Genomic DNA, 24,399 nt, shown 5'->3' on the forward strand with positions numbered 1-24,399 from the left:
GTAGGGCCCCTGTCGTAGGGGGCAGGGACAGGGCCATGGTGCGCCCGCACCACAGGCACATGGTGCGGCCGCACAACCCGCAACACCCCCGCGTCGTGCGCGCGCACCACGCCCGCGTGCCCTTCCGGCGCGGGTGGTACCCGGCCACCACGTCCCGGCCCCGTACTTCGTGCCAGCGCACGCAGACACGCCCTCCCGGCTGACTGCACAGTGACGGGGTAGTCGGACCATTTGCCGGCTCCCACCGCCCGTACGAAGCAGAAGGCAGGACCTCTCATGCCGCAGCCCCCCGCCTCCGCCGCCCGTCGCGACGCCGCCCTGCGTGCCGCCGTCGCGCAGGGGCTGGTCGGGGCCGACGCGCCCGTGGTCGGGCTGATCGACGTCGTCGGGGTCCGGGAGGCCGCGCGGGCGCTGAAGGCGGCGTTCGAGGGGGTCGACGTGGTGCACACGTTCGCGGTGAAGGCCGCCTCGCTCGTGCCCGTGCTGGCGCTCCTGAACGAGGAGGGCATCGGGGCCGAGGTCGCGAGCCCCGGGGAGCTGGCCCTCGCACGGGCGGCCGGGGTGCCCGCCGGGCGGATCGTGTTCGACTCGCCCGCCAAGACGGTCGGGGAGCTGCGGGACGCGCTCGGCAGCGGCATCGCCGTCAACGCGGACAACGCGCAGGAACTGGCCCGCATCGACGCGCTCGTCGCGGAGAACCCCACCGCCTCGCCCGTCGGGCTGCGCGTGAATCCGCAGGTCGGCAGCGGGTCCATCGGCGCCATGAGCACCGCGACCGCCACCTCCAAGTTCGGTGTCGCGCTGCGCGACGAGGGCGCGGAGGAGTGGGTCCTCGGCGCGTACAGGGCTCGGCCGTGGATGACGCGCCTGCACACCCACACCGGTTCGCAGGGTGTCGCCCTGGAGCTGATGGCGGAGGGCGTGCGGGCCGCGTACGAGCTGGCCGAGAAGATCAACGCCCATGTCGGGCGGCAGCAGATCGACACCCTCGACATCGGTGGCGGTCTGCCCGTGAACTTCGCGTCCGACGAGGTCACGCCCGGGTTCGAGGAGTACGCCGAGCTGCTGCGCCGCACCGTTCCCGGGCTGTTCGACGGGCGGTACACCCTCGTCACCGAGTTCGGCCGCTCGCTCCTCGCCAAGCAGGGTTTCATCGCCGCGCACGTCGAGTACACCAAGACCTCCGGCGGCCGCCGCATCGCAGTGACGCACGCGGGCGCCCAGGTGGCCACCCGTACCGTCTTCGTGCCGGAGTCGTGGCCGCTGCGGGTCGGGGCGTACGACGCCGAGGGCCGGGCGAAGACCACCAAAACGGTGGTGCAGGACGTCGCCGGGCCCTGCTGCTTCGCGGGCGACCTCGTGGCGCGCGGCCGTGAGCTGCCCGAACTGGAGCCCGGCGATCTCGTCGCGCTGTACGACACCGGCGCGTACTACTTCTCGACGCACTTCCACTACAACAGCCTTCCCCGCCCCGCTGTGTATGGGTATGTCCTGAATGAGAATGGGGCAGAAGCGGGCAAGGTGGCCTTCGCCCCCGTGCGGGCGGCGCAGTCGCTCGACGAGGTGCTCGCCGAGTCCGGTGCCCCGTACGCCGGTTCACTCCTCGGGCTCGTGGATTAGTTGCCCCTGCGAACGGTTTAAGGTGGCGTGTCGTCGCGTGGTCCGCCCGCGGCACACTCCACCGGGATCCGTTCCGATCTCGTAGTTCGCCGAATCCGGCGGACCAGTCCTGTCCAACAGGTACGCCGCACACGCCTGCCCGCGTTCGCGAATGCGGGCGCTCGCGTGGGTGCGGCATGCCGTTTTGCACGAACGTCGGAGAACCATGGAGCACACAGCACAAGCCGAACGCGGTGTGACCACGGGCGGCGAGGCCGAGGCCGGAGCCATCCGTGAGGGGGGTTACGCGGCCGGCCTGCGCAATCGCCAGGTCCAGATGATCGCCATCGGCGGCGCCATCGGCACCGGCCTCTTCCTCGGGGCGGGGGAGCGGCTGCACACCGCGGGCCCGTCCCTGGTGGTCATCTTCGCGATCACCGGCCTGTTCGCCTTCTTCATCACGCGCGCCATGGGCGAGCTGGTGATGCACCGGCCCACCTCGGGCTCGTTCGTCTCGTACTCGCGTGAGTTCCTCGGTGAGAAGGCCGCGTACACGGCGGGCTGGGTCTACTTCCTGCACTGGGTGTGCAGCGGCATCGCGGAGATCACCGCGGTGGCGATGTACCTGCACTACTGGGCCGCCTTCCGCGACATACCCCAGTGGACGCTCGCGCTCGTGGCGCTGCTCGTGGTGCTCGGCGCCAACCTGATCTCGGTGCGCTGGTTCGGCGAGTTCGAGTTCTGGTTCTCGATCATCAAGGTCGCCGCGATCCTCGGCTTCCTCGGCATCGGCTGCTGGCTGCTCGCGAGCCGCCACCCCGTCGACGGCCACAGCACGGGCCCGCAGCTGATCACCGACCACGGCGGCATGCTGCCCAACGGCCTGCTCCCCGCCATCGTCCTCATCCAGGGCGTCGTCTTCGCGTACGCCGCGATCGAGATGGTCGGCATCGCCTCCGGCGAGACCGAGAACCCGCGCAAGGTCATCCCGCGCGCCATCAACTCGGTCTCGTGGCGCATCGTGCTCTTCTACGTCGGGTCCGTGCTGCTGCTCGTCCTGCTGCTGCCCTGGAGCGCGTACAAGGCCGGCGAGTCGCCGTTCGTGACGCTGCTCGGGAAGCTCGGCGTGCCCGGCATCAGCGGCATCATGAACTTCGTGATCCTCACGGCGGCGCTGTCCAGCTGCAACTCCGGCCTGTACTCGACCGGCCGCGTGCTGCGCTCGATGGGCCTCGCGGGCTCCGCGCCCGGCTTCACGACCAAGATGAGCAAGAAGGGCGTGCCCTACGGCGGCGTGCTGCTGACTGCCTGCTGCTACATCGCGGGCATCGTCCTCAACTACATCGTTCCCGAGCGGGCGTTCTCCATCGTCATCAACTTCTCCGCGATCACGATGATCGGCACCTGGGTGATGATCATGGTCTGCCAGATGGTGCTGCGCCGCAAGGCCCTGCGCGGCGAGCTGGAGCGCCCGTCGTTCCGCCTGCCGGGCGCCCCCTTCACGAGCTGGCTGACCATCGTCTTCCTGGTGGCGGTCGTGGTGCTGATGGTCGTCGGCGGCGGCGACTCGGCGGTCTCGGTGTACTGCTCGCCGCTGATCGTGCTCGGCCTCGTGATCGGCTGGTACGCGGTCCGGGGGCGGGTGGCCGAGCAGGCCAGGTCCGGAGTGTCGTCGGGTTCGTAGCGGCCGGCCCCCGCCGTGCGGCACGTCGCGCGGCGGGCGGTGGTTGGCCGGTGCACGTGTCTTGACGCGTGTCGGGCGTGCGGACGTACCGTCCGACCATGGACGCTGATGCCGTGGAATCCGTGGAAGCGCTGCTCACCGGTCCGGGCGCCCCCTTCGCCGTCGTACGCGGCGAGGACGGGCGCCTTTCGTATGCCGACGGGCCGCGCACGCTGCGCGAGTTCGCCGAGACGACCTGGGCGTTCGGCGACACGCCCTTCGTCGTCACCGAGAACGGGCGCATGACGTACGGGGAGTTCTTCGCGGCGGCGTGCGCGCTGGCCCGCCGCTTCACCGACGTCCACGGGCTGCGGCCGGGGGACCGCGCGGTCATCGCCATGCGCAACCACCCCGAGTGGCAGGTCGCCTTCTGGGCGGCGCAGCTGGCGGGCCTGGTGGCGGTGCCGCTCAACGGGTGGTGGACCGCCGACGAGTTCGCGTACGCCCTCGACGACTGCCGGCCCGGCGTGCTCGTCGTCGACGGGGAGCGCTACGAACGCGTCCGGCCGTGGCTGGACGCGGCCGCCGACCGGCCCTGGACCGTGGTCTGCCACGAGGAGGGCCGCGAGGCGGTCGGCGGCGAGCGGGTCGAGCGGTACGCGGACCTGCCCGCGCCCGACCCTCAACTCGGGCCGCCCGACGTCGAGGTGGCGCCGGAGGCGGACGCCACGATCCTCTACACCTCCGGTACGACGGGCCGGCCCAAGGGCGCCGTGGCCACCCACCACGCACACATGGGCGCCATCGCGGGACCGCGTTACGGCGCCGCGCGCGCGGCGCTCCTGCGGGGCGTCATGCCGGGTCAAGGCCCCGCCCCCATCGGCCTGTTGACGTTCCCGTTCTTCCACGTGGCGGCCTTCACCGGGTTCTACGCGGCGATGGCGGCGGGCGGCACGATCGTGGTGCTGCGCAAGTGGGATCCGGACGTGGCCCTCGCGATGATCCGCGAGCACGGCATCACGAGTTTCGGCGGCGTACCGGCGACGGCCCTCGAACTCCTGGAACGCGCACGGGAACGGGGCGACGAACTCCCCACCCTCACCGGCTTCAGCACGGGAGGCGCCGCGGCCCCGCCCGGCATCGTGGCCCGGCTCACCGACCGCTACGGCGAGCGCATCGAGCCGCGCAACGGGTACGGGCTCACCGAGACCCTCGGCGGCGTTCTCTCCAACTCCGGCGACGAGTACCGCAGTTGGCCCGGCAGCGTGGGGCGGCCCGCGCCCGCGGTGGAGGTGCGGGTGAGCGATCCGGCGGGGGAGGAGGTGCCCGACGGCGAGGTCGGCGAGCTGTGGCTGCGCGGGCAGCCGCTGATCCGCGGGTACTGGAACGCGCCCGAGGCCACGGCGGCGGCGTTCACCGAGGACGGGTGGTTCCGGACGGGGGACCTCGCGGTGCGGTGCGAGGGGCGGGTGAGTGTGGTCGACCGCATCAAGGACCTGGTGATCCGGGGTGGGGAGAACGTCCACTGCGTGGAAGTGGAGGGGGTGCTGTACGACCATCCGGACGTGCTGGAGGCGGCGGTGGTGGGGGTGCCGCATGCGGTGCTCGGGGAGGAGGTGGGGGCGGTGCTGCGGGTCCGTCCCGGGGCGGAGGTGACGGTGGACGGCATCCGGGCGTTCGTGGCGAAGTCGCTCGCGGCGTTCAAGGTGCCGGCGCATGTCCTTCTCCAGGAGACGGAGCTCCCCCGCAACGCGACCGGCAAGATCCTCAAACGCACCCTCCGCGCCTCCTTCCCCACGCCCTGAAGGCCGGGGCTCCGCCCCGGACCCCGCTCCTCAAACGCCGGAGGGGCTGGAAAGACCTCCTCAATCGCCGGAGGGGCTGAAGGGGCCTCCTCAAACGCCGGAGGGGCTTGGGTGGAGCCCCTGCGGCGATTGAGCAGCGGGGTGCGGGGCGGAGCCCCGGGGGTTCAGGGGCGGGTGACGTAGAGCTGCGTGGTGCCGTCCGCGTCCGTCCCGCCCACAGTGATCCGCACACCCGCCCCCTCGTCCCGAAACACCTCTCCCGCCTGGAACGCCGCATCGGACAACTCGGCGTGGACGTTCGGCTGCCGCGTGCACCCGCCACTGTCCGGCGTCGCGTCCTCGACCTCCACGGGCCCCTGCCCGGTGTCCACATCCGCGTCGACCTTGTAGACCAGCACCCCGGAACGGCACACCGCCTCGTCGTTCCCCTCCGGCGTACGCACCTCGATCGCGTACCCCTTCTTCGCGCTCAACGGCACGAACACCAGCTTCGCGCGCCCGTCCGCCCGCGCCAGCGGCGAGAGCCGGTACTCGCTCGTACCGGACTGCCCCGCGCAGCCGACCTGGCTGTCGTCGAGCCAGCCGAGCTTCCACTTGTGCCAGCCCAGCAGGTCGTTCCCGGCGCCCCAGTCCTCGCTCATGATGTCCCAGTGCCCGACGGCCGCACCGCCGTCCTGCGTGTACAGGTCGGGCAGCCCGAACACGTGCCCGTTCTCGTGCGGCAGCACCCGGTAGCCGGTCTTCGCGTACGAGCCCGAGCCGTCGTCCTGACGCGAGTACACGAAGGAGACGTTCGACAGCGGGACGCCGTCGGCGACCGGCGCCTCCTGGTTCCCGGCGAACGTCACGGACAGCACCGTGTCCAGCGCCGAGGGCCCCGCGTTCGGGGTGACCAGGATGTTCACCAGGTCGTACCGCCGGAAGTCCACGTCGGGGTCGGCCGCCGCCACGATGTCCTGGGCGAACTCGCGGTAGCCGGGGTCGAAGGGGGCGCCGCGGTCCATCCCGTACGCGGCGAACGGCTTCGGCATCCGCAGCCAGTGGTCGACCGGGGTCTCGGGAACGTAGTCGAGCTTCCCGTACGAACCGGTGCGGAACCAGTCCCGGGTCTGCGGGAAGAACTCGCCGTACCGCTCCATCGCGGTGCCCTCGCCCGGCGCGTCGGGGAAGTCGACCATGAGGTTGAGCGCCCGCACCGTGCCGGTCGACCGGGCGTAGCCGGGGGAGGTGGGCAGGCCCTCCGACATCTGCACGCCGAGCGCGCCGCGGATCATGCACGGGGCCAGGGAGGTGGCCGTGCGGGAGACGGCGACCGGCCCGGCGGCGGTCGCCGAGTCGTCGAGGAGCCTGCCGGTGCTCGCGGTCATCGTCACGGTGAGCGCCACCGCCGTGCTCGCGGCCAGGAGCATCCCACGCCGTCCGCCCCGCCGAACCCCGCGTATCCGCCGCTTTCGCATCAGCACCGCCTTAACGCTCGGGTCCGTTTCGATCACCCTGTGTCGAGGCGTGTCGGGCCGCGCGCTGGGTGCGCCGATCGTGGGTTTTCGAGGCCAGAGGCGTGTGAGGCAGGTCACACGAGGGGCGGGAAATAACCGGGGACTCGTTCCCCGTTTAGACCCGTGTCCGCACGAACCGGGGAGCGAGTCCCCGGTTCACCGAGGGACCTGGTCCCCGGTTCACCGAGAACCACCGATCGCCGCACCGTGAAGGAGACCGCCGTGACCGTCGCGACCACCGCCACCGAGACGCCGCGGCGCCGCGCCCCGCGCCCGCGGGCCGACGCCGTGCGCAACCGGGAGCGGATCGTCGCGGCCGCGCGCGAACTGCTCGTCGAGCACGGCCCGGTGCTGCCGCTCGACGAGGTCGCCCGCCGCGCGGGCGTCGGCAACGCGACGCTGTACCGGAACTTCAAGGACCGCGGTGAACTCATGCACCACGTCGTCCTCACGGTCACCGATCACCTCACCGACCATGTGGAGCAGGGCCTCGCCGCCGAGGAAGCCGGCGAGACGACCCCGTTCGGCGCGCTGCGCACGTTCGTGCACGCCGCGGCCGACGAGCGGGTCGGGGCCCTGTGCCCGATGCTCGACGCCACCTTCGACACCGAACACCAGGACCTGGTCGCCGCCCGGGACCAGCTCACCGAGGCCATCGAGCGGCTCATCGAGCGCGCGCGGACGGCCGGGGAGCTGCGCACCGACGTCGGCGTCGGGGACCTGATGGTCGCGCTCTCCCAGCTCACCCGGCCGCTGCCCGGCAGCGGCTGCATGGACTTCGACCGCTTCGTCCACCGTCATCTTCAGCTGTTCCTGGACGGCCTGATGACACCCGCCCGCTCGGAACTCCCCGGCGCGGCGGCCACCTTGGAGGACCTCCGCCAGGACTGACGCCCGGCCCCGGCCCGGCCCTCCGCCCATGACGTCGTAACAAACCGATTTCTCACGCTTATTCACGACTTGGAGTCCCGCTGTGGGTACCCCCTTGCCGGAAACGGCACCCGATTCGCGCCGCTGGAAGGCCCTCGCCTTCATCGCGCTCGCCCAGCTGATGGTGGTCCTCGACGCCACCATCGTGAACATCGCCCTGCCCGCCGCACAGCAGGACCTCGGCATCTCCGACGGCAACAAGCAGTGGGTCATCACCGCCTACGCGCTCGCCTTCGGCGGTCTGCTGCTGTTCGGCGGACGCATCGCGGACCTCTGGGGCCGCAAGCGCACCTTCGTCACCGGCCTGATCGGCTTCGCCCTCGCCTCCGCGCTCGGCGGCGCGGCGGCCAACGAGGCCATGATGTTCGGCGCCCGCGCCCTCCAGGGCCTGTTCGGCGCGCTGCTCGCGCCCGCCGCCCTGTCCCTGCTGGCCGTCATGTTCACCGACGCCAAGGAGCGCGCGAAGGCGTTCGGCATCTACGGTGCGATCGCCGGTGGCGGTGGCGCCGTCGGCCTGATCCTCGGCGGTTTCCTCACCGAGTACCTGAACTGGCGCTGGACGTTCTTCGTGAACATCCCGTTCGCGATCATCGCCGCCGCCGGCGCGTACTTCGTCATCCGTGAGCCGGCCGGCACGCGCAACCGCTCGCCGCTCGACATCCCCGGCGTGCTGCTCTCCACGCTCGGCCTGGTCTCGCTCGTCTACGGCTTCACGCGCGCCGAGACCAACGGCTGGTCCGACGCCACCACCATCGGCATGTTCGTCGCCGCGGGTGTGCTGCTGCTCGCCTTCGTCGCCGTCGAGGCCCGCGTGAAGCACCCGCTGCTGCCGCTGCGCGTCGTCGCCGACCGCAACCGCGGCGGTGTCTACGCCTCGCTCGGCCTCGCCGTCATCGCGATGTTCGGCCTGTTCCTCTTCCTGACCTACTACCTCCAGGTCGTGAAGGGCTTCTCGCCGGTCAAGACCGGCTTCGCGTTCCTGCCGATGATCGCGGGCATGATCACGGGCTCCACCCAGATCGGCGCCCGCCTGATGACGCGGGTCCGCCCGCGCCTGCTGATGGGCCCCGGCTTCCTGCTGGCGGCGCTCGGCATGCTGCTGCTGACCCAGCTGTCGGTGGACTCGTCCTACCCGGCGCTGATCCTCCCGGCCCAGCTGCTGCTCGGCCTCGGCATGGGTACGGCGTTCATGCCCGCCATGTCGCTCGCCACCATCGGCGTCGAGGCCCGGGACGCGGGTGTCGCCTCCGCGATGGTCAACACCTCGCAGCAGGTCGGCGGCGCCATCGGCACGGCGCTGCTGAACACGATCGCGGCCTCGGCCACCACCGCGTACCTCGCGGACCACGCGGCCGGCGCCACGAACGCCGCGGCCCGGCAGCTGGTCCAGGCGCAGGCCATGGTGGACGGCTACACGCACGCCATCTGGTGGGCGGTCGGCATCCTCGTCGTCGCGTCCCTGATCGCCTTCGCGCTGGTCAACACCGGTGCGCCGGGCGCGGGTCCGGCCGCGGCCTCCGGTGACACGGAGGGCGCGCGGGACGAGGTGCTGGTGCCGGTGGTCGCGCACTGACCCCGTAGGCAATCCCTAACGGAGCCAGGGGAGGTCCGCCCCGGCGTCCTTCGGCTGGAGTCCCTCGGCGAGGATCATCATGATCTCGCCGAGGGACTTCTGCTGTTCCGGGCTGAGACGGTCGAAGAGGGCCTGGCGGACCGTCCGGACGTGCCCGGGTGCGGTCTTCTCCAGGACCTCCAGGCCGTCGTCCGTGAGGATCGCGAACTGGCCGCGCTTGTCGGACGGGCAGTCCTCGCGCCGCACCCACCCGCTCTTCTCCAGGCGGGCGATCGCGTGCGAGAGCCGGGAGCGGGTGATCTTCGTTTCCCGCGCCAGCTCGGTCATCCGCAGCCGCCGCCGGGGCGACTCGCTCAGCTTCACCAGGAGGCCGAAGTAGAGGTGCGGCATCTTCGCGTCGCGCTGGAGTTGCCGGTCGAGGTGGTCCTCCAGGAGCGTGGTGGCGTGGAGATACGCCCGCCAGACGCGCTGCTCGTCCTCGGTGAGCCAGACGGTGGTGGTGTGCTGCTGCTCCATGTTCTCCATCGTAGTCCCTCTTCTTGAATCTTAAACAAAGAAGGCTTACTTTTATTGGTACCCAGAGCTTGAAACTTCAAGGAGGTCACCGTGAACCGGATGCCCGCGCTCTACCTCTCCCACGGTGCCCCGCCGCTCGCCGACGACGCGCTGTGGCCGGGCCAGCTCGCCGCCTGGTCCGCCGACCTCCCGCGCCCCCGGGCGATCCTGATGATCTCCGCGCACTGGGAGAACGCCCCGCTCGCCCTCGGCGCCACCGAGGCCGTCCCGCTCGTGTACGACTTCTGGGGCTTCCCCCAGCACTACTACGAGGTGACGTACGCGGCGCCGGGCGCACCCGAACTCGCCGACTCCGTACGCAAGTTGCTGCGCGCGCCCGGCATCCCCGTGCAGGACGTGCCGGACCGGGGGCTCGACCACGGCGCGTACGTGCCGCTCGTCGAGATGTACCCGGACGCCGACATCCCCGTCCTCCAGGTCTCCATGCCGACCCTCGACCCGGCGCGGCTCATGGACATCGGCCGCCGCCTCGCGCCGCTGCGCGACGAGGGCGTGCTGATCGTCGGCTCCGGCTTCTTCACGCACAACCTCGCCGCGCTGCGGCAGGGCGGCATCCCGGCGTGGTCGTCGGAGTTCGACGACTGGGGGCACCGGGCGCTGGAGGCCGGTGACGTGGACGGGCTGCTCGACTTCACGCGGAAGTCCCCGGCGGGCGCGCTCGCGCACCCGCGCACCGAGCACTTCGCCCCGCTGTTCGTGACCATGGGCGCGGCGGACGCCTTCGGCGATCTCGGCGGGCAGCGGAGCGTCATCGACGGCTTCTGGATGGGGCTCGCGAAGCGGTCGGTCCAGTTCGGCTGAGGGCGCCGCTCAAGGGCGCCGCTCAAGGGCGCTGCTTGAGGGCGCTCACAGCTCCTTCTCGTACCAGGCGACGTCCCAGTACCTGCCGAACTTGCGGCCCACCTCGCGGTACGTCCCCACGTACCGGAAGCCGAAGCGTGTGTGGAGACGGGTGGAGGGGGCATTCGGTTGTGCGATGCCCGCATAGGCGCGGTGGAGGTCCTGGTCCGCGAGGGCCTCGAAGAGGGCCTTGTAGAGCAGCGTGCCGACGCCGCGCCCGCCCGCTTCGGGGGCCAGGTAGACCGTCACCTCCACCGAGGTGTCGTACGCGGCCTTGGGGCGGAACGGGCTCGCCGTGGCGTAGCCGAGGAGCCGGCCCGAGGCCGTCTCCGTAGCAACCAGAAGGGGATGACGTTCGTCTTCAAGGTGGGAGAGCAGCCAAGGACGTCGCTCTTCGGGAGCGAAGACGACCGTGTCGAAGGTGATCGGCGTCTCACGCACGTAGTGGTTGTAGAGGTCCGTGAGGGCTTCGAGGTCACTCTCGACTCCTGGCCTGACCTGCACCTCTGTGGTCTCGGACACCCTCTTGCCGCCCCTCTTCGCCCGCTGTGGCGCGACAGGGTACTGCATGATCAGAAAAAAGATGGGCGGCTTGGGAATTCTGTCCGGATTCCAGTCGTTGAATCCATCGGATGCAGGGCACCCGAAAGGCCCCTGCAGGGGCAATACAGCCGACCTACCACCGCAAGGGAGCACGCATGGCAACCCGTGCCGTAGCCCGTCGTAAGTCTGCCGCCACCGGCGAGACTGATGCGGCACGCAGTGTTCGCGCCGGAGGCGGGGAGATCGCCGACCGCGACCTGGTCGGCATGTACCTCGACGAGATAGCGCGGACACCGCTGCTCGACGCCGCAAAGGAAGTCGAGCTGTCCCAGACCATCGAGGCGGGCGTCTACGCCCAGCAGATCCTCGACGGGACGGTCTCCGACAGCAAGGCCGCGGTCGAGGCCTCCCGCGAGGAGCTGGAGGCGCTGGTCGACGCGTCCGAGAAGGCCAAGGACATCTTCATCAAGTCGAACCTGCGGCTGGTCGTGGCGGTCGCCCGCCGCTACCCGCGGTCCGGCCTGCCCCTGCTCGACCTGATCCAGGAGGGGAACGCCGGCCTGGTGCGCGCGGTCGAGAAGTTCGACTACCGCAAGGGCTTCAAGTTCTCCACGTACGCGACGTGGTGGATCCGCCAGGCCATCACGCGCTCCATCGCCGACCAGTCCCGCACGATCCGCCTCCCCGTCCACCTGGTCGAGGAGCTGGGCCGGATCCGCCGCGTGCAGCGCGAGTTCAACCGCGAGCACGGGCGCGACCCGGAGCCCACGGAGATCGCCGAGGAGCTCGGCGCGAAGCCGGAGCGGGTCGTCGACGTCCTGGACTGGGCCCGCGACCCGGTCTCGCTGAACATGTCGGTGGACGACGAGGGCGAGACGCAGTTCGGCGACCTGCTGGAGGACACGTCGGCCGTGTCGCCGGAGCAGTCCGTGCTCACGCTGCTGCGCAGCGAGGAGCTCGACGACCTCATCGGCCGCCTCGACCAGCGCACCGCGTCGATCATCAAGATGCGGTACGGCATCGAGGACGGGCGCGAGCGGACGCTCACGGAGGTCGGCAAGGAGCACGGGCTCACCCGTGAGCGCATCCGCCAGATCGAGAAGCACGCCCTCCTCGAACTGAAGAAGCTGGCGCACGACACGGGGTTCGACGCGGCGGCCTGACCGGATTCTTTGTTGCGCCCCCCCCGCGGCTACGGCCGCGGGGCTCCGCCCCGGACCCCGCGCCTCAAACGCCGGCGAGGCTTGAAGGGATCCCGGCTCCTGGTCGCGCTTCTTTGAGCCCCTCCGGCGATTGAGGAGCGGGGTCCGGGGCGGAGCCCCGGGGCCTCACGTGGCGCGGGCCAGGCGGCCGGACAACTCCCGCACCGCGGCGACCAGTTCCTCCGGCCCCCGGACCCGGAAGTCGACCCCGGTCATCGCCAACCGGACCGCCGTCCAGTGGACGGGATCCGTCGACGTCGCGCGCAGGCGGCACCGCTCCTCGTTGAGCGGCTCCGGAACCCCGACCACCGCCGGGATCCGCTGCGCGATCGTCCCGGCCGGGGCCGCGAACTCGACGTCCAGCTCGTAGGCGGCGCCCCCGCCCCACGACGACACCGACCTCCGCACGTACTCCGCCGCATCCCCCTCCGGCACCTCCCGCGGAGCGAACCGCGCACCGGTGGCGAACGGCTCCGACACCCGGTCGACGCGGAACGTACGCCAGTCGTCGCGATCGATGTCGTACGCGACGAGGTACCAGCGACGCCCCGTCGACACCAGCCGGTGCGGCTCCACCAAGCGCCGCGACTCCGCGGTGTCACGCGCCCGGTAGTGAAAACGCAACCGCTCGCTGCCCGCGGCCGCCGAAGCGATCACGGTGAGCGTCTCGGGGGCGATCGTGGCGCCGTCGCCCGAGGTCAACGGAATGGTGGCGGTCTGGAGCGTGGCCACCCGGTGCCGCAGCCGCGACGGCAGCACCTGCTCCAGCTTGGCGAGCGCCCGCACCGACGCCTCCTCGACGCCCTCCACCGCGTGCCCCGCCCCGGCCCGCAGACCGACGGCGATGGCCACCGCCTCCTCGTCGTCGAGCACGAGCGGCGGCAGCGCCTTGCCGGCGACGAGCCGGTAGCCGCCGTCCGCGCCGAGCGTGGCCTGCACGGGATAGCCGAGATCACGGAGCCGATCGATGTCGCGGCGCACGGTGCGCCGCGAGACCCCGAGCCGGTCGGCGAGTTCGCCGCCGGGCCATTCGCGCGGGGTCTGGAGCAGGGACAGGAGGGAAAGGAGCCGGGCCGGGGTGTCCGTCGGGGACGGCGTCATGTTCTCCATGGTTTCAGAATGCCGCGCATCTAGGACACGTTCTGGCCTAGATGCCTTCTAGCTTTTCGGCATGACCTCAACCGCAGAGACCGCGGACATCGCTGATACCGCAGACCCCACCAACAGGCGCTGGTTCGCTCTCGCCATCGTGATGACGGCGGCCTTCATGGACCTCGTCGACGTCACCATCGTCAACGTCGCGCTGCCCACCATCCAGCACGACGAGGGCGCCTCGACCGGGCAGATCCAGTGGATCACCGCCGGTTACGCGCTCGCCTTCGCCGCCCTGCTGATCACCGGCGGCCGGCTCGGCGACATCTTCGGCCGCAAGCGGCTGTTCCTGCTCGGGGTCGCCGGCTTCACGGTCGCGTCCGCGCTGTGCGGCTTCGCCGCGAACCCGGAGATGCTGGTCGCGTCGCGGATCCTCCAGGGCGGCATGGCGGCGCTGATGGTGCCGCAGGTCCTGTCGATCGTGCACGCGACGTTCCCCGCGCACGAACGCGGCAAGGTCTTCGGCCTGTTCGGCGCGATCGTCGGCATGGGCGCCGTGACCGGCCCGCTGCTGGGCGCGCTGCTCACGGAGTGGAACATCGCCGGCCTCGCATGGCGGCCCATCTTCCTCATCAACCTCCCCGTCGGCATCGCCGCGCTGATCCTCGGCTCGCGCGTCATCGGCGAGTCCAGGGCGCCGAAGGCGCTGAAGCTGGACCTCGTCGGCGTCGTGCTCGTCACGCTCGCCATGCTGGCGCTGGTCTACCCGCTGACCCAGGGCCGCGAGAACGGCTGGCCGCTGTGGGGGTACGTGATGATGGCGGCGTCCGCCGTGCTCGTCGGCGTACTCGTGGCGTACGAGCGGGCGAAGACGCGGCGGGACGGTTCGCCGCTGATCGAGCTGTCGCTGTTCAAGGTGAAGAGCTTCGCGGCCGGTATCGCCGTGCAGACCGTCTTCGGCATCGCCACCGGCATCTTCTTCCTGACCTGGACGCTCTACATGCAGCTCGGGCTCGGCTGGAGCGCGCTGCGGGCGGGCCTGACGGGTGTCCCGTTCTCGATCGCGGTGTCGGTCGCGGCGGGCATCTCCGTGCAGCAGCTGGTGCCGCGGTTCGGGCGCAAGGTGTTGCAGGCGGGGGCGCTGACGATGGCGGCCGGTGTGCTGATCTACGTATGGCAGGCCGGGCACTACGGGCTCGGCATCGCCTCCTGGCAGATGGCGTTGCCGCTGGTCGTGATGGGGCTCGGGATGGGACTGATCGTCGCGCCGCTGACGGACGCGGTGCTCTCCGAGGTGCCGCGCGAGCACGCGGGGTCGGCGTCGGGGCTCATCAACACGGTGATGCAGATGGGCAACGCGCTCGGGCTCAGCCTGGTCTCCGTCGTGTTCTTCAACGTGGTGGAGGACGGGGTCGCGCGGGGCGCGGGGAGCGAGGCGTTCGTGGACGGGTTCCGGGGGGCGTTGGTGTGGGTGGCCGGGGTGCTGGTCGGCATCTTCGTGCTGATGTGGGCGTTGCCGAAGGTGGCTGGTGGGGTGGGTGAGGTTGCGGGGGCCGCTCCCGCTCCCGGTTCGGTGCCGGGGATGGCGGGGAGCGGGTGTCGGAGCGGGAGCGGGAGCTGGTGTGACGGTCGCGGGGCTCTGCCCCGGGCCCCGCGCCTCAATCGCCGGCGGGGCTTGATGTGCGGGGCTCGGCCCTGGGCCCCGCGCCTCAATCGCCGGCGGGGCTTGAGGGGGCGGGGCTTGATGTGAGGCTGACGTTGTCGAGGCCCTCCAGGACCCGGGCCGGGTTGCCGGTGGGGAGGACCGCGTGGCCGATGCGGTCGCGGATCGCGGAGCGCACGGTGGGCCAGGAGCGGAGGCCCACCGGGTGGAACTCGGCGTCCGGCATCTGGTCGACGAACTCCCACAGCTTCCGCTGCGAACGGTCGGCCCGCAGCCGGTCGGAGGCGGTCACGGTCACCGGGAGGGTGGCCTGGGCGCCGCCGTACGTGGTGGCGGAGCCGGTGCTGAACAGGAACGTCAGGAACGCCCCGGCCGCCTCCGCACGGCCCTCGCTCCTGAACGCCATCATCCAGTCGTTGAGCCCCACCGGCGGCGCCGCCCCGTTCCCCTCCTTGCGGGGGAACGGGGCGTGCGCGTAGGGGAGCCGGGCCTTGTCGGCGGCGCCGAGCAGCACCGGGTGGGCGATCAGCATGCCGACCCGCCCCGCGAGGAACTGCCCGTACGCGTCGGTCCTGGTGAGCTTCGCCGGAGCTGCGCCCGCGAGGCCGGGCGCGACGAGTTCCTCGCGGATCCAGGCCAGGGTCGCCCGGTTCTCGGCGGAGCCGAAGTCGTACCCGCCCACGTCCGCGTAACCGCCGCCGCCCGAGAGCAGCCAGGCGAGGAGTTCGTCCTCCGCGGCCTCGGGCCCGAACTGGAGGGCGTACGGGGTCGGTACGCCCACGCCCTTCAACGCCTCGGCGGCGGAACGGAGTTCGGCCCAGGAGCGCGGCGGGCCCGATACACCGGCCTGCTTGAAGAGGCCCGTGTTGTAGAAGAGGCGCGGGGTGCTGGCGAGGATCGGGATGCCGTACTGGACGGAGTCGATGCGGCCCGCGTCGGCGAAGGAGCCGATGAAATTGGCCTGCGTCGGCACGTCGAAGAGGTCCTCGGCCGGGTGGATCAGGCCCATCTCGGCGTACGGGGCGAAGAGGTGGCCCTGCGCGATGTCGGGGGCGCGGCCGTCCTTGACCCGGCGGGCGAGGGTCGCGTCGATCTTCAGGAAGGGGACGCGTTCCACGTCGACGTGGATGTCCGGGTGCTTCTTCCCGAAGTCCCGTACGACGTCGTCCCATTGGTCGCCGATGGCGGAGCCGACGCTGTCGTCGTAGCTGGCGACGAGGAGCCGGAGCGTGCCGCCGCTGCCGCCGTCGTCGCCCGTTCCGCAGCCGGCCGCGGCCAGGGCCCCCGCGCCCGCCAGGCCCGCCGCCTTCAGAAAGTGCCGCCGCCGCACCGCTCTCGCCTCGCTCACGTGGTTGGCCCACTTGGCATGATCATTTCGCGCTGATGGCACATTGTGCCACACAGGCATATGGTGACGTCATGACTCCGTCGCCCAAGGCGAACGGGTTCGCCCATCAAGCCCCTCCGGCGATTGAGGCGCGAGCGTCCGCCAGTCAAGCCCCTCCGGTGGCCGAGCGCGAGGGTCCGCCCATCAAGCCCCTCCGGCGATTGAGGAGCGGGGTCCGGGGCGGAGCCCCGAGTCGTCGGCCGACGGGGGCGTCATCCACTAGGGAGCCGAACATGCACAACCTCACCGGCAAGACCGTCCTGATCACCGGAGGTGCCCGCGGAATAGGCGCCGAGATCGCCCGCCTCACCACCACCGCCGGCGCCAACACCCTCATCGCCGACGTCCTCGACGACGAAGGCACCGCCCTCGCCGCCACCCTCACCACCGACCACGGCCCGCAGGCCCGCTACCTCCACCTCGACGTCACGTCGGAGGACGACTGGCAGGCGGCCCTGGCCCACGCCACCACCGAGTTCGGCCACCTCGACGGCCTCGTCAACAACGCCGGCATCTCCACCGGCATGCCCTTCGAGACGGAATCCGTCGAACGCTTCCGCCACGTCCTCGACGTCAACCTCGTCGGCGTCTTCGCGGGCATGAAGACCGTCGTCCCGGCGATGCGGGAGGCCGGCGGCGGCTCCATCGTCAACATCTCCTCCGCGGCCGGCCTCATGGGCCTCGCGCTCACCTCCTCGTACGGCGCCTCGAAGTGGGGCGTCCGCGGCCTGACGAAGATCGCGGCGGTCGAGCAGGGCACGGCGCGGATCCGCGTGAACTCCGTGCACCCCGGAATGACGTACACCCCGATGACCGCGCAGGTCGGCATCCAGCAGGGCGAGGGCAACTACCCGAACACCCCGATGGGCCGCGTGGGCGAGGCCGACGAGATCGCGAAGGCGGTCGTGTTCCTGCTGTCGGACGACTCCTCGTACGTGACGGGCGCGGAGCTGGCGGTGGACGGCGGCTGGACGACGGGCCCGACGCCGAAGTACGTGATGGGCCAGTAGGCCCCGCCAGTCACGCGAGGGCCCGGCCGCCGACCAGCAAAGCGCCGGGCCCTTGCCACGCCCGAACACCAGCCCACCCGACTGCACCCCACCCCACCCCACTCCATGGATGCCCGTTTACGCCCGCCCGGCGCCCGAACCTGTTTACTTTCCGGAAATCCGGCCGTAGCCTCAGAGAAGAGCAACAGATTCGGGCAAGCCGAGCGAGGTAAACGGACATGTACGCACCCGAGCGCCAGCAGGAGATCCTCCGCCTCGCCCGCGACGGCGGCCGGGTCGACGTGCTGTCGCTGGCCGAGGAGTTCCAGGTCACCGCCGAGACCGTCCGGCGCGACCTGAAGGCCCTCGACCGCGCGGGTCTCGTCCGACGCGTGCACGGTGGCGCCATCCCGGCGGGGCGCCTCGACTTCGAACCCGACCTCGCCGAACGCGAGGGCACCGCGGCCGACGAGAAGGACCGCATCGCCCGCGCCGCGCTCGCCGAACTCCCGGCGGAGGGCAGCGTCGTCCTCGACGCCGGATCGACGGTGTCCCGCCTGGCGGCCGCGCTGCCGCTGGAGTCCGAACTGACCGTGGTCACGCACTCGTTGCCCACCGCGGCGCGCCTCGCCGACCACCCGGGAATCCAGCTGCACCTCGTCGGCGGCCGCATCCGCCACCGCACCCGCGCCGCCGTCGACGCGTGGTCGCTGCGGGCGTACGGGGAGATCCGCGCGGACGTCGTCTTCCTCGCGGCCAACGGTTTCTCCGCCGAGGCCGGCCTCACCACGCCGGACCTCGCGGAAGCGGCGGTCAAGCGGGCGACCGTCGCGGCGGCCCGCCGCGTCGTGCTGCTGGCCGACTCCGGCAAGTGGGGCCAGGAGCACTTCGCCCGCTTCGCCGACCTCACCGACGTCGACCTCCTGATCACGGACACCGGCCTCCCTCCGGAGACCGCGACGACCATCGAACGATCCGGCACGGAGGTCCTCCGCGTATGACCCCCACGCCCCAAGCCCTTGCGGCACTCGGACAGCGCGGCCAGGTGCGGCGCCCCCATCAAGCTCTTGCGGCGCTCGGACAGCGGGGCCCGGGACGGCGCCCCACTCAAGCCCCTGCGGCGATTGAGCAGCGGGGTCCGGGGCAGAGCCCCGCGACCGCACCCCCGTCGCACCGCCACCCCCCACCCCACCGCCACCCCCGCACAAAGGCGACACCCCCCACATGATCCTCACCGTCACCCCCAACCCCTCCCTCGACCGCACCTACGAACTCCCCACCCTCACCCGCGGCGAAGTCGTCCGCGCCACCGGCGAACGCATGGACCCCGGCGGCAAGGGCGTCAACGTCTCACGCGCGGTGGCCGCCACCGGCACCCCGACCCTGGCCGTCCTCCCCCTCGGCGGCGCCCCCGGCGCCCTCGTCGCCGAACTCCTGGCCGACCAGGGCATCCAGGTCGCCCCGGTCCCCGTCACCGGCCACACCCGCTCGAACATCGCCCTCGCCGAACCCGACGGCACCCTCACGAAGATCAACGCCCCCGGCCCCGAACTGACCCCCGCGGAAGCCGAATCACTGCTCGCCACGGTCGGCGCACAGTCGGCCGGCGCCGACTGGATCGCCTGCTGCGGCAGCCTCCCGCGCGGCCTGGAACCCTCCTGGTACGCCGAGTTGGTCGCCCGCGCACACGCCGCGGGCGCCCGTATCGCGCTCGACACCTCGGGCCCCGCCCTCCTCGCGACGCTCGGCGAACACCCCGACGTCGTCAAGCCGAACGCCGAGGAACTGGCCGAGGCCGTCGGCCGCCCGCTCACCACGGTCGGCGACGCGGTGAAGGCGGCGGAGGAACTGCGTGAGCGGGGCGCGGTCGCCGTGCTCGCCTCGCTCGGCGCGGACGGCCAGATCCTGGTGGACGCGAGCGGCGCCTGGTTCGCCTCGGCGCCCGTCGACGCGGTGCGCAGCAACGTCGGGGCCGGCGACTCCTCCCTCGCCGGCTTCCTGATCGCGGGCGGCGCGGGCCCGAAGGCGCTGGCCTCCGCGGTCGCCCACGGCGCGGCGGCGGTCCAACTGCCCGGCAGCGCGATGCCGACGCCGCGGGACCTGCGCCCGGACGCGGTGGAGCTGACGGCCGAGGTGCCGACGGACCGCGCCCTGAAGGAGCCCGCGCGATGACGTCAACGCCACCCCACGTACCCGTAAGAGCACCAGCCCCCTTCCCCGCCACCCCACGCATGCGTAGGCAAAGGAGCCCGCGATGACGGAGATGATCACCGCGGACCTGGTCGACCTCGACCTGTCCGCCGGAACGAAGGACGCGGCGGCCCGGTCGCTGGCCGAACGCATGGTGACCCTCGGCAGGGTCACCGACCTCGACGGCTTCCTCGCCGACGTCGCGGCCCGCGAGGCCCAGATGCCGACCGGCCTGGACGGCGGCATCGGCATCCCGCACTGCCGCAGCGCCCACGTCACCGAGCCGACGCTCGCCTTCGGCCGCAGCGCCACCGGCATCGACTTCGGCGCCCCGGACGGCCCCGCCGACCTGATCTTCCTGATCGCGGCCCCGGCGGGCGCGGACGACGCCCACCTCGCGATCCTGTCCTCCCTGGCCCGCCAACTGATGGACGAGGACTTCAAGGCGTCCCTGCGCGCGGCGACCGACGCCGGGGCGGCGGCAGCGCTGATACGCGGCGACGAGCCGGCCCCGGACCCCGTAGAAGCGCCAGAGAAAGCCGCAGAGCCCGCAGAGCCCACAGAGCCCGCAGAGCCCGCGGAATCCGGCAACAACGGCACCTTCAAGATCGTCGCGGTCACCTCCTGCCCCACCGGCATCGCCCACACCTACATGGCGGCCGAGTCCCTGGAGAACACCGGCCGCGACACGGACGGCGTGGAACTCGTCGTCGAGACCCAGGGCTCCTCCGGCTTCACCCGCCTCGACCCGGCCGTCATCGCCGCCGCCGACGGCGTGATCTTCGCCCACGACGTCCCCGTACGCGAGAAAGAACGCTTCGCCGGAAAGCCCACGGTCGACGTCGGCGTGAAGGCGGGCATCAACCGCCCCGCCGAACTCATCGCGGAGGTCCGCGAGAAGGCGTCCCGCGGCGAGGTCACGGGCCACGCCGACGCGTCATCCACACCTGTGGACAACTCCGGTGAATCCACGGACGGTTACGGTACAAAGCTGCGCAAGTGGCTTATGTCAGGCGTCAGTTACATGGTGCCGTTCGTGGCGGCGGGCGGGTTGCTCATCGCGCTCTCCTTCGCACTCGGCGGCTACAAGATCGCCAACACCGACGTCCAGTCGGTCGTCGACGCCTTCAACTGGGGCTCGACGCACAGCTGGGCGGCCCTGATGTTCTGGACCGGCCAGGCGGCCTTCGCCTTCCTGGTCCCTGTGCTCGCCGGATACATCGCCTACGGCATGGCCGACCGGCCCGGCTTGGTCCCCGGTTTCGTCGCGGGTTCGATCGCGGTCACCATCGACGCCGGATTCCTCGGCGGACTGGTCGGCGGTCTGATCGCCGGTGCGTTGGTCATGGCGATCCAGCGGGTCAAGGTGCCCGATGTGCTGCGCGGCATCATGCCGGTCGTGGTGATCCCGCTCGTCTCGTCGGCGCTCGTCGGCTTCCTGATGTTCGCTGTCGTGGGCCAGCCGATCGCCTGGGTGCAGACCCGTCTGACCGACTGGCTGGGTTCGCTGTCGGGCTCGAACGCGATCATCCTGGGCGTCGTGCTCGGCGTGATGATGGCCAGCGACCTGGGCGGCCCGCTCAACAAGGTCGCGTACGCCTTCGCCGTGGGCGGCCTCGCCACCCCCAACGACGGCTCGCTCAAGGTGATGGCCGCCGTGATGGCGGCGGGCATGGTGCCGCCGCTGGCCATGGCACTGGCGACGGCCGTCCGGCCGAAGCTCTTCACCAAGGCGGAGCGGGAGAACGGCAAGGCGGCCTGGGTCCTCGGTGCCTCGTTCATCACCGAGGGCGCGATCCCGTTCGCCGCGGCCGACCCGTTCCGTGTGATTGTCCCGTCGATCGTCGGCGGCGGAGTGACCGGCGCCCTGTCGATGACCTTCGACGCGACCCTGCGCGCCCCGCACGGCGGCATCTTCGTGGTCCCGCTGATCGGCAACGCCTGGCTGTACCTGGTCGCGATCGCGGCCGGCACCTGCGTCACGGCGGCGCTGACCGTCGTACTGAAGTCCCTGCGCAGGCCCACCGCCCCACAGCCCGAACACACGGCACCCGCGGCCGCGGCCGCCCCGGAGCCGGCGGTCGCGCAGCCCGCCAAGGTGTGACGGTTACGACGGATTAGCGCAGCGTCAGGGGTCTTGCGAGATACGTCACGGTCCGGGACCAAAGTCCCGGACCGTGGTGTTCACTGGAACGCATGCCTGAGCACGTGTCGATCCTTCAGCAGCTGGGTCTCGCCCTGGTCGCTCTCGCCGTGGTGGCCTGGGGAGTCGCGGTGGCCCGGCTGGTGCGCACCGTGGCCTTCGGTCCGCCGCGGTCGCGGGACCGGATGGCGCCGCTGCCCATGGGCGCGCTGCCGACGCAGTCCCGGGCGCCCGCGCTGGAATCGGTGCCGCTGACGGCCGACGAGCAGGACGCGTTCGCGGGCCTGGTGCGGGAGTTCAGCCGGAAGTAGCCGAGCCGGAACCGACAGCAGTGGGAAGTGGCTCGGCCCCCGCGAACAGCGCCTAGCGCCCAGCCCTCACCGACAAGCGCCTAGCGGCAAGCGCCCCGCGGCAAGCGCCCAGCGCCTAGCGGCAAGCGCCCCGCGGCAAGCGCCCAGCACCTAACGGCCAGCGCGCGGGTGGGTGGCCGCCCGGTGGTCCATCGCCGTCCGCGCCTCCTCCTGCGTCGCGTACACCTCGCACATGTGCCGCCCGTCCGGCGTCGCCGTGTGCTCGATCTCCCAGAGGCTGAGCTCGCAGCCGTCCCGCAGCAGGAACGCGTGCTCGTACAGCGAGAAGCCCTGGGCGACGCGGCAGCCGAAGGCCTGCGTGATCTGGTGGGCGCACGCCTCCCGCAGCAGGCGTGCCGTGCTCGGTCCCGGACGCGTCGTGACGTCGGGGTTCTCCGCGCGGCGGAGCAGGCGGCGGGCGTGGTCGACGGAGCTTTCGGGGTCGCCGGGGCCGAAGGCGCGGCGTACCGGGGGGACCGGGGGCAGCTGGACCGGGGCGATCGGCACCTGGAGGTCGAACTCCGGCTCGGCCTCCTGGGGCAGCGGGAGCCGCCCCGTCGCCAGGTGCAGCTCGTCCACGGTCACGTAGACCTCGTGCTGCGGCCGGCCGTCCCGCCCGGTGTTGTGCACCAGCTCCCAGAGGGTGAAGGAGCTGCCGTCGACCAGCAGCCAGTTGTGCCGGTACGTCTCGCGGTGGCGGCCTCCGCTGTGGTGGGCCGAGTGCAGGGAACCGGCGTAGGCGAGCGCGCCGTCGAGCCGCTCCAGCGCCTCGTCGGGGAGGTCGAAGGAGTTGAGCGCGCGTCCGAGCAGCCGCCCGAGCTGCGCTTCGGGTGACGGGTCCGCATCGGGTTCGAAGCCGACGCCGGACTCGGGGTCACGCGGAACGCTCAAGGCACCTCCCAGTATTGCTTCGTGTCACCTCGTGGGTGCATACCGTAGCCCTTGGGTGGGACATCATGTCCGCGAAATGACAAACGGGGGACGGTATTTGAGCAACGTGCCTGGACAACGCACGGGCCGCACGGGTGGTTCCCGTACGGCCCGGGGGCAACGAGGTGGGAGGGGCGGGGCGGGTCAGGCCGCGCTGCCCGCCGTCCACTCGCTCCACGCCATGTTCCAGCCGTTCAGGCCGTTGTCGGGGGCGATCGTCTCGTCGTTCGAGTTCTTCATGACCACCACGTCGCCGATCAGCGAGTTGTCGTAGAACCACTTCGCGGTCGTGTCGCCGCCCGCGCCCTTCACGTCGCGCATGCCGACGCAGCCGTGGCTGGTGGCCTGCGCGCCGAAGATGCCCGGCGAGCTCCAGTAGTTGCCGTGGATGAACGTCCCGGACTGCGACAGGCGCATCGCGTGCGGCACGTCCGCGATGTCGTACTCGCCGCCGAAGCCGACGGTGTCGCCGTTCATGCGCGTCTGCACGAACTTCTCCGAGATCACCATCTGCCCGTTGTACGTCGGGTGTTGGGCGCTGCCGGTCGACACGGGCACGGTCTTGAGCGTCTTGCCGTCGCGGACGACCGTCATCTCCTGCGTGTTCGCGTCGACCGTGGAGACCTGCGAGCGACCGACGGTGAACGTCACCGTCTTGTCCTGCACGCCGTGCACCCCGTTCGCCCCCTCGACACCGTCGAGGTCGATCTTCATTGTGACCTTGGAACCGGCCTTCCAGTACTCCTGGGGCCGGAAGTCCAGGCGCTGCGCACCGAACCAGTGGCCGACGACCTTCTGGCCGCTGCTCGACGTCACCGTGATGTGCGACTGCACGTCCTTCTTCTCGGTGATCGCCTTGTCGAACGTGAACGAGACCGGCATCCCGACCCCGACCGTCGTTCCGTTGTCCGGTGTGTACGTGCCGATGAAGCTGTTGGCGCCGGAGACCGTCGTGAAGATGGAGTTGGCGGCTGCCTTGTGCCCGCCGTCGTCCTTGGCGGCGGCGGATATCCGGTACTTGGTGCCGCGCTCCAGCTGCTCCTTCGGCTTCCACGTCGCGCCGTTCCCGCTGATCGCGCCGGGGACGCTCTTGCCGCTCGCCGCTTCGGTCATCTTCACGCTGGTCAGCTTGCCGTCGCTGACCTTCACGCCCGTCGCGTTGATCGACGCGCCGGTCGAACCGTCCTTCGCCGAGATGGTGATCTTCGGGGCGTCGCCGCCCTTGTCGTTGTCGTTGTCGGCGGTGGCGTCGCCCCCGCAGGCCGTGAGGGTCAGTGCGCCGACCACGAGGCCCGCGCACACGACGGCTATGTTCTGCCTGCTCACGGTCTGCTCCTTTTCTGCGGTTCCTGCGTTTCCGGTGCTTCTCCACCGATGTGAGGGAAGAGCGTCATACGGGCGGAAGGGTTCCGTCCGCTTGCTGTGAAC

At 71.3% G+C, this 24,399-nt stretch carries 20 protein-coding genes; 13 read left to right on the forward strand and 7 right to left on the reverse strand.

The genetic code is table 11. From position 1 onward, the window contains the following. Positions 1-276: 276 nt before the first annotated feature. From ACYBSK_RS02365 to ACYBSK_RS02375, 3 genes are all read left to right on the forward strand, one after another. Entirely contained in the window at positions 277-1,620 is a 1,344-nt protein-coding gene (locus ACYBSK_RS02365; RefSeq protein ID WP_460245009.1) for a type III PLP-dependent enzyme domain-containing protein, read from the forward strand. A gap of 205 nt (positions 1,621-1,825) precedes the next feature. Next, positions 1,826-3,283 (forward strand): amino acid permease, encoded by a 1,458-nt coding sequence (locus ACYBSK_RS02370; protein WP_460245010.1) that lies wholly within the window; start codon positions 1,826-1,828, stop codon positions 3,281-3,283. 98 nt (positions 3,284-3,381) lie between these two features. Continuing rightward, complete coding sequence (locus ACYBSK_RS02375; protein WP_460245011.1) at positions 3,382-5,067, forward strand: class I adenylate-forming enzyme family protein; 1,686 nt, start codon at positions 3,382-3,384, stop codon at positions 5,065-5,067. A gap of 164 nt (positions 5,068-5,231) precedes the next feature. On the opposite strand, the gene ACYBSK_RS02380 is transcribed toward ACYBSK_RS02375, so the two are convergent. After that, positions 5,232-6,524 carry a M6 family metalloprotease domain-containing protein gene (locus ACYBSK_RS02380; RefSeq protein ID WP_457481631.1) on the reverse strand — a complete coding sequence of 431 codons (1,293 nt, stop codon included), beginning with the start codon at positions 6,522-6,524 and terminating at the stop codon, positions 5,232-5,234. A gap of 261 nt (positions 6,525-6,785) precedes the next feature. Here ACYBSK_RS02380 and ACYBSK_RS02385 point away from each other — a divergent pair, with 261 nt between their 5' ends. Beyond that, a complete protein-coding gene (locus ACYBSK_RS02385; RefSeq protein ID WP_460245012.1) occupies positions 6,786-7,454 on the forward strand; it encodes a TetR/AcrR family transcriptional regulator in 669 nt (222 codons plus the stop codon). Between the two features lie 82 nt (positions 7,455-7,536). Beyond that, positions 7,537-9,066 (forward strand): MFS transporter, encoded by a 1,530-nt coding sequence (locus ACYBSK_RS02390; RefSeq protein WP_457475139.1) that lies wholly within the window; start codon positions 7,537-7,539, stop codon positions 9,064-9,066. Positions 9,067-9,081: 15 nt separating this feature from the next. Here the strand turns inward: ACYBSK_RS02390 and ACYBSK_RS02395 are convergent, their stop codons facing one another. After that, on the reverse strand, positions 9,082-9,582 hold the full coding sequence (locus ACYBSK_RS02395) for a MarR family winged helix-turn-helix transcriptional regulator (protein WP_460245013.1): 501 nt from the start codon (positions 9,580-9,582) through the stop codon (positions 9,082-9,084). Between the two features lie 99 nt (positions 9,583-9,681). Between ACYBSK_RS02395 and ACYBSK_RS02400 the strand changes: the two genes are divergently transcribed. Further along, on the forward strand, positions 9,682-10,443 hold the full coding sequence (locus tag ACYBSK_RS02400; RefSeq protein ID WP_457481632.1) for a dioxygenase family protein: 762 nt from the start codon (positions 9,682-9,684) through the stop codon (positions 10,441-10,443). A 45-nt stretch (positions 10,444-10,488) separates the two neighbouring features. On the opposite strand, the gene ACYBSK_RS02405 is transcribed toward ACYBSK_RS02400, so the two are convergent. Then, the gene (locus ACYBSK_RS02405; RefSeq protein WP_460245014.1) at positions 10,489-11,004 is read right to left on the reverse strand and encodes a GNAT family N-acetyltransferase; all 516 of its coding nucleotides are present in this window, start codon (positions 11,002-11,004) and stop codon (positions 10,489-10,491) included. Between the two features lie 176 nt (positions 11,005-11,180). Here ACYBSK_RS02405 and ACYBSK_RS02410 point away from each other — a divergent pair, with 176 nt between their 5' ends. Beyond that, the gene (locus ACYBSK_RS02410) at positions 11,181-12,188 is read left to right on the forward strand and encodes a sigma-70 family RNA polymerase sigma factor (RefSeq protein WP_457475142.1); all 1,008 of its coding nucleotides are present in this window, start codon (positions 11,181-11,183) and stop codon (positions 12,186-12,188) included. A gap of 165 nt (positions 12,189-12,353) precedes the next feature. On the opposite strand, the gene ACYBSK_RS02415 is transcribed toward ACYBSK_RS02410, so the two are convergent. Further along, entirely contained in the window at positions 12,354-13,328 is a 975-nt protein-coding gene (locus ACYBSK_RS02415) for a helix-turn-helix transcriptional regulator (RefSeq protein ID WP_460246945.1), read from the reverse strand. Positions 13,329-13,398: 70 nt separating this feature from the next. Here ACYBSK_RS02415 and ACYBSK_RS02420 point away from each other — a divergent pair, with 70 nt between their 5' ends. Continuing rightward, the gene (locus tag ACYBSK_RS02420) at positions 13,399-15,069 is read left to right on the forward strand and encodes an MFS transporter (RefSeq protein WP_460245015.1); all 1,671 of its coding nucleotides are present in this window, start codon (positions 13,399-13,401) and stop codon (positions 15,067-15,069) included. On the opposite strand, the gene ACYBSK_RS02425 is transcribed toward ACYBSK_RS02420, so the two are convergent. Further along, positions 15,029-16,330, reverse strand: coding sequence for an extracellular solute-binding protein (locus ACYBSK_RS02425; protein ID WP_460245017.1), 1,302 nt, complete (start codon positions 16,328-16,330; stop codon positions 15,029-15,031). The two genes, ACYBSK_RS02420 and ACYBSK_RS02425, sit on opposite strands and share 41 nt — an antisense overlap. A gap of 272 nt (positions 16,331-16,602) precedes the next feature. On the opposite strand from ACYBSK_RS02425, the gene ACYBSK_RS02430 reads away from it, so the two are divergent. From ACYBSK_RS02430 to ACYBSK_RS02450, 5 genes are all read left to right on the forward strand, one after another. Continuing rightward, entirely contained in the window at positions 16,603-17,379 is a 777-nt protein-coding gene (locus ACYBSK_RS02430; protein WP_460245018.1) for a glucose 1-dehydrogenase, read from the forward strand. Positions 17,380-17,597: 218 nt separating this feature from the next. Beyond that, positions 17,598-18,359 (forward strand): DeoR/GlpR family DNA-binding transcription regulator, encoded by a 762-nt coding sequence (locus ACYBSK_RS02435; RefSeq protein WP_457475147.1) that lies wholly within the window; start codon positions 17,598-17,600, stop codon positions 18,357-18,359. A gap of 223 nt (positions 18,360-18,582) precedes the next feature. Beyond that, a complete protein-coding gene (pfkB, locus tag ACYBSK_RS02440; protein WP_457475148.1) occupies positions 18,583-19,530 on the forward strand; it encodes a 1-phosphofructokinase in 948 nt (315 codons plus the stop codon). 82 nt (positions 19,531-19,612) lie between these two features. After that, on the forward strand, positions 19,613-21,652 hold the full coding sequence (locus ACYBSK_RS02445) for a PTS fructose transporter subunit IIABC (RefSeq protein ID WP_460245019.1): 2,040 nt from the start codon (positions 19,613-19,615) through the stop codon (positions 21,650-21,652). Positions 21,653-21,744: 92 nt separating this feature from the next. After that, positions 21,745-22,002: a hypothetical protein gene (locus ACYBSK_RS02450; RefSeq protein ID WP_457475151.1), complete on the forward strand. Its 258-nt coding sequence runs from the start codon at positions 21,745-21,747 to the stop codon at positions 22,000-22,002. Between the two features lie 150 nt (positions 22,003-22,152). Here the strand turns inward: ACYBSK_RS02450 and ACYBSK_RS02455 are convergent, their stop codons facing one another. Both ACYBSK_RS02455 and ACYBSK_RS02460 read right to left on the reverse strand, forming a co-directional pair. Further along, positions 22,153-22,932, reverse strand: a complete 780-nt coding sequence (locus ACYBSK_RS02455; RefSeq protein ID WP_460245020.1) for a DUF6227 family protein — start codon at positions 22,930-22,932, stop codon at positions 22,153-22,155. Positions 22,933-23,115: 183 nt separating this feature from the next. Beyond that, positions 23,116-24,297, reverse strand: a complete 1,182-nt coding sequence (locus ACYBSK_RS02460; RefSeq protein WP_460245021.1) for a L,D-transpeptidase — start codon at positions 24,295-24,297, stop codon at positions 23,116-23,118. Positions 24,298-24,399 lie beyond the last annotated feature (102 nt).

Source organism: Streptomyces sp. BYX5S (genome assembly GCF_054724165.1).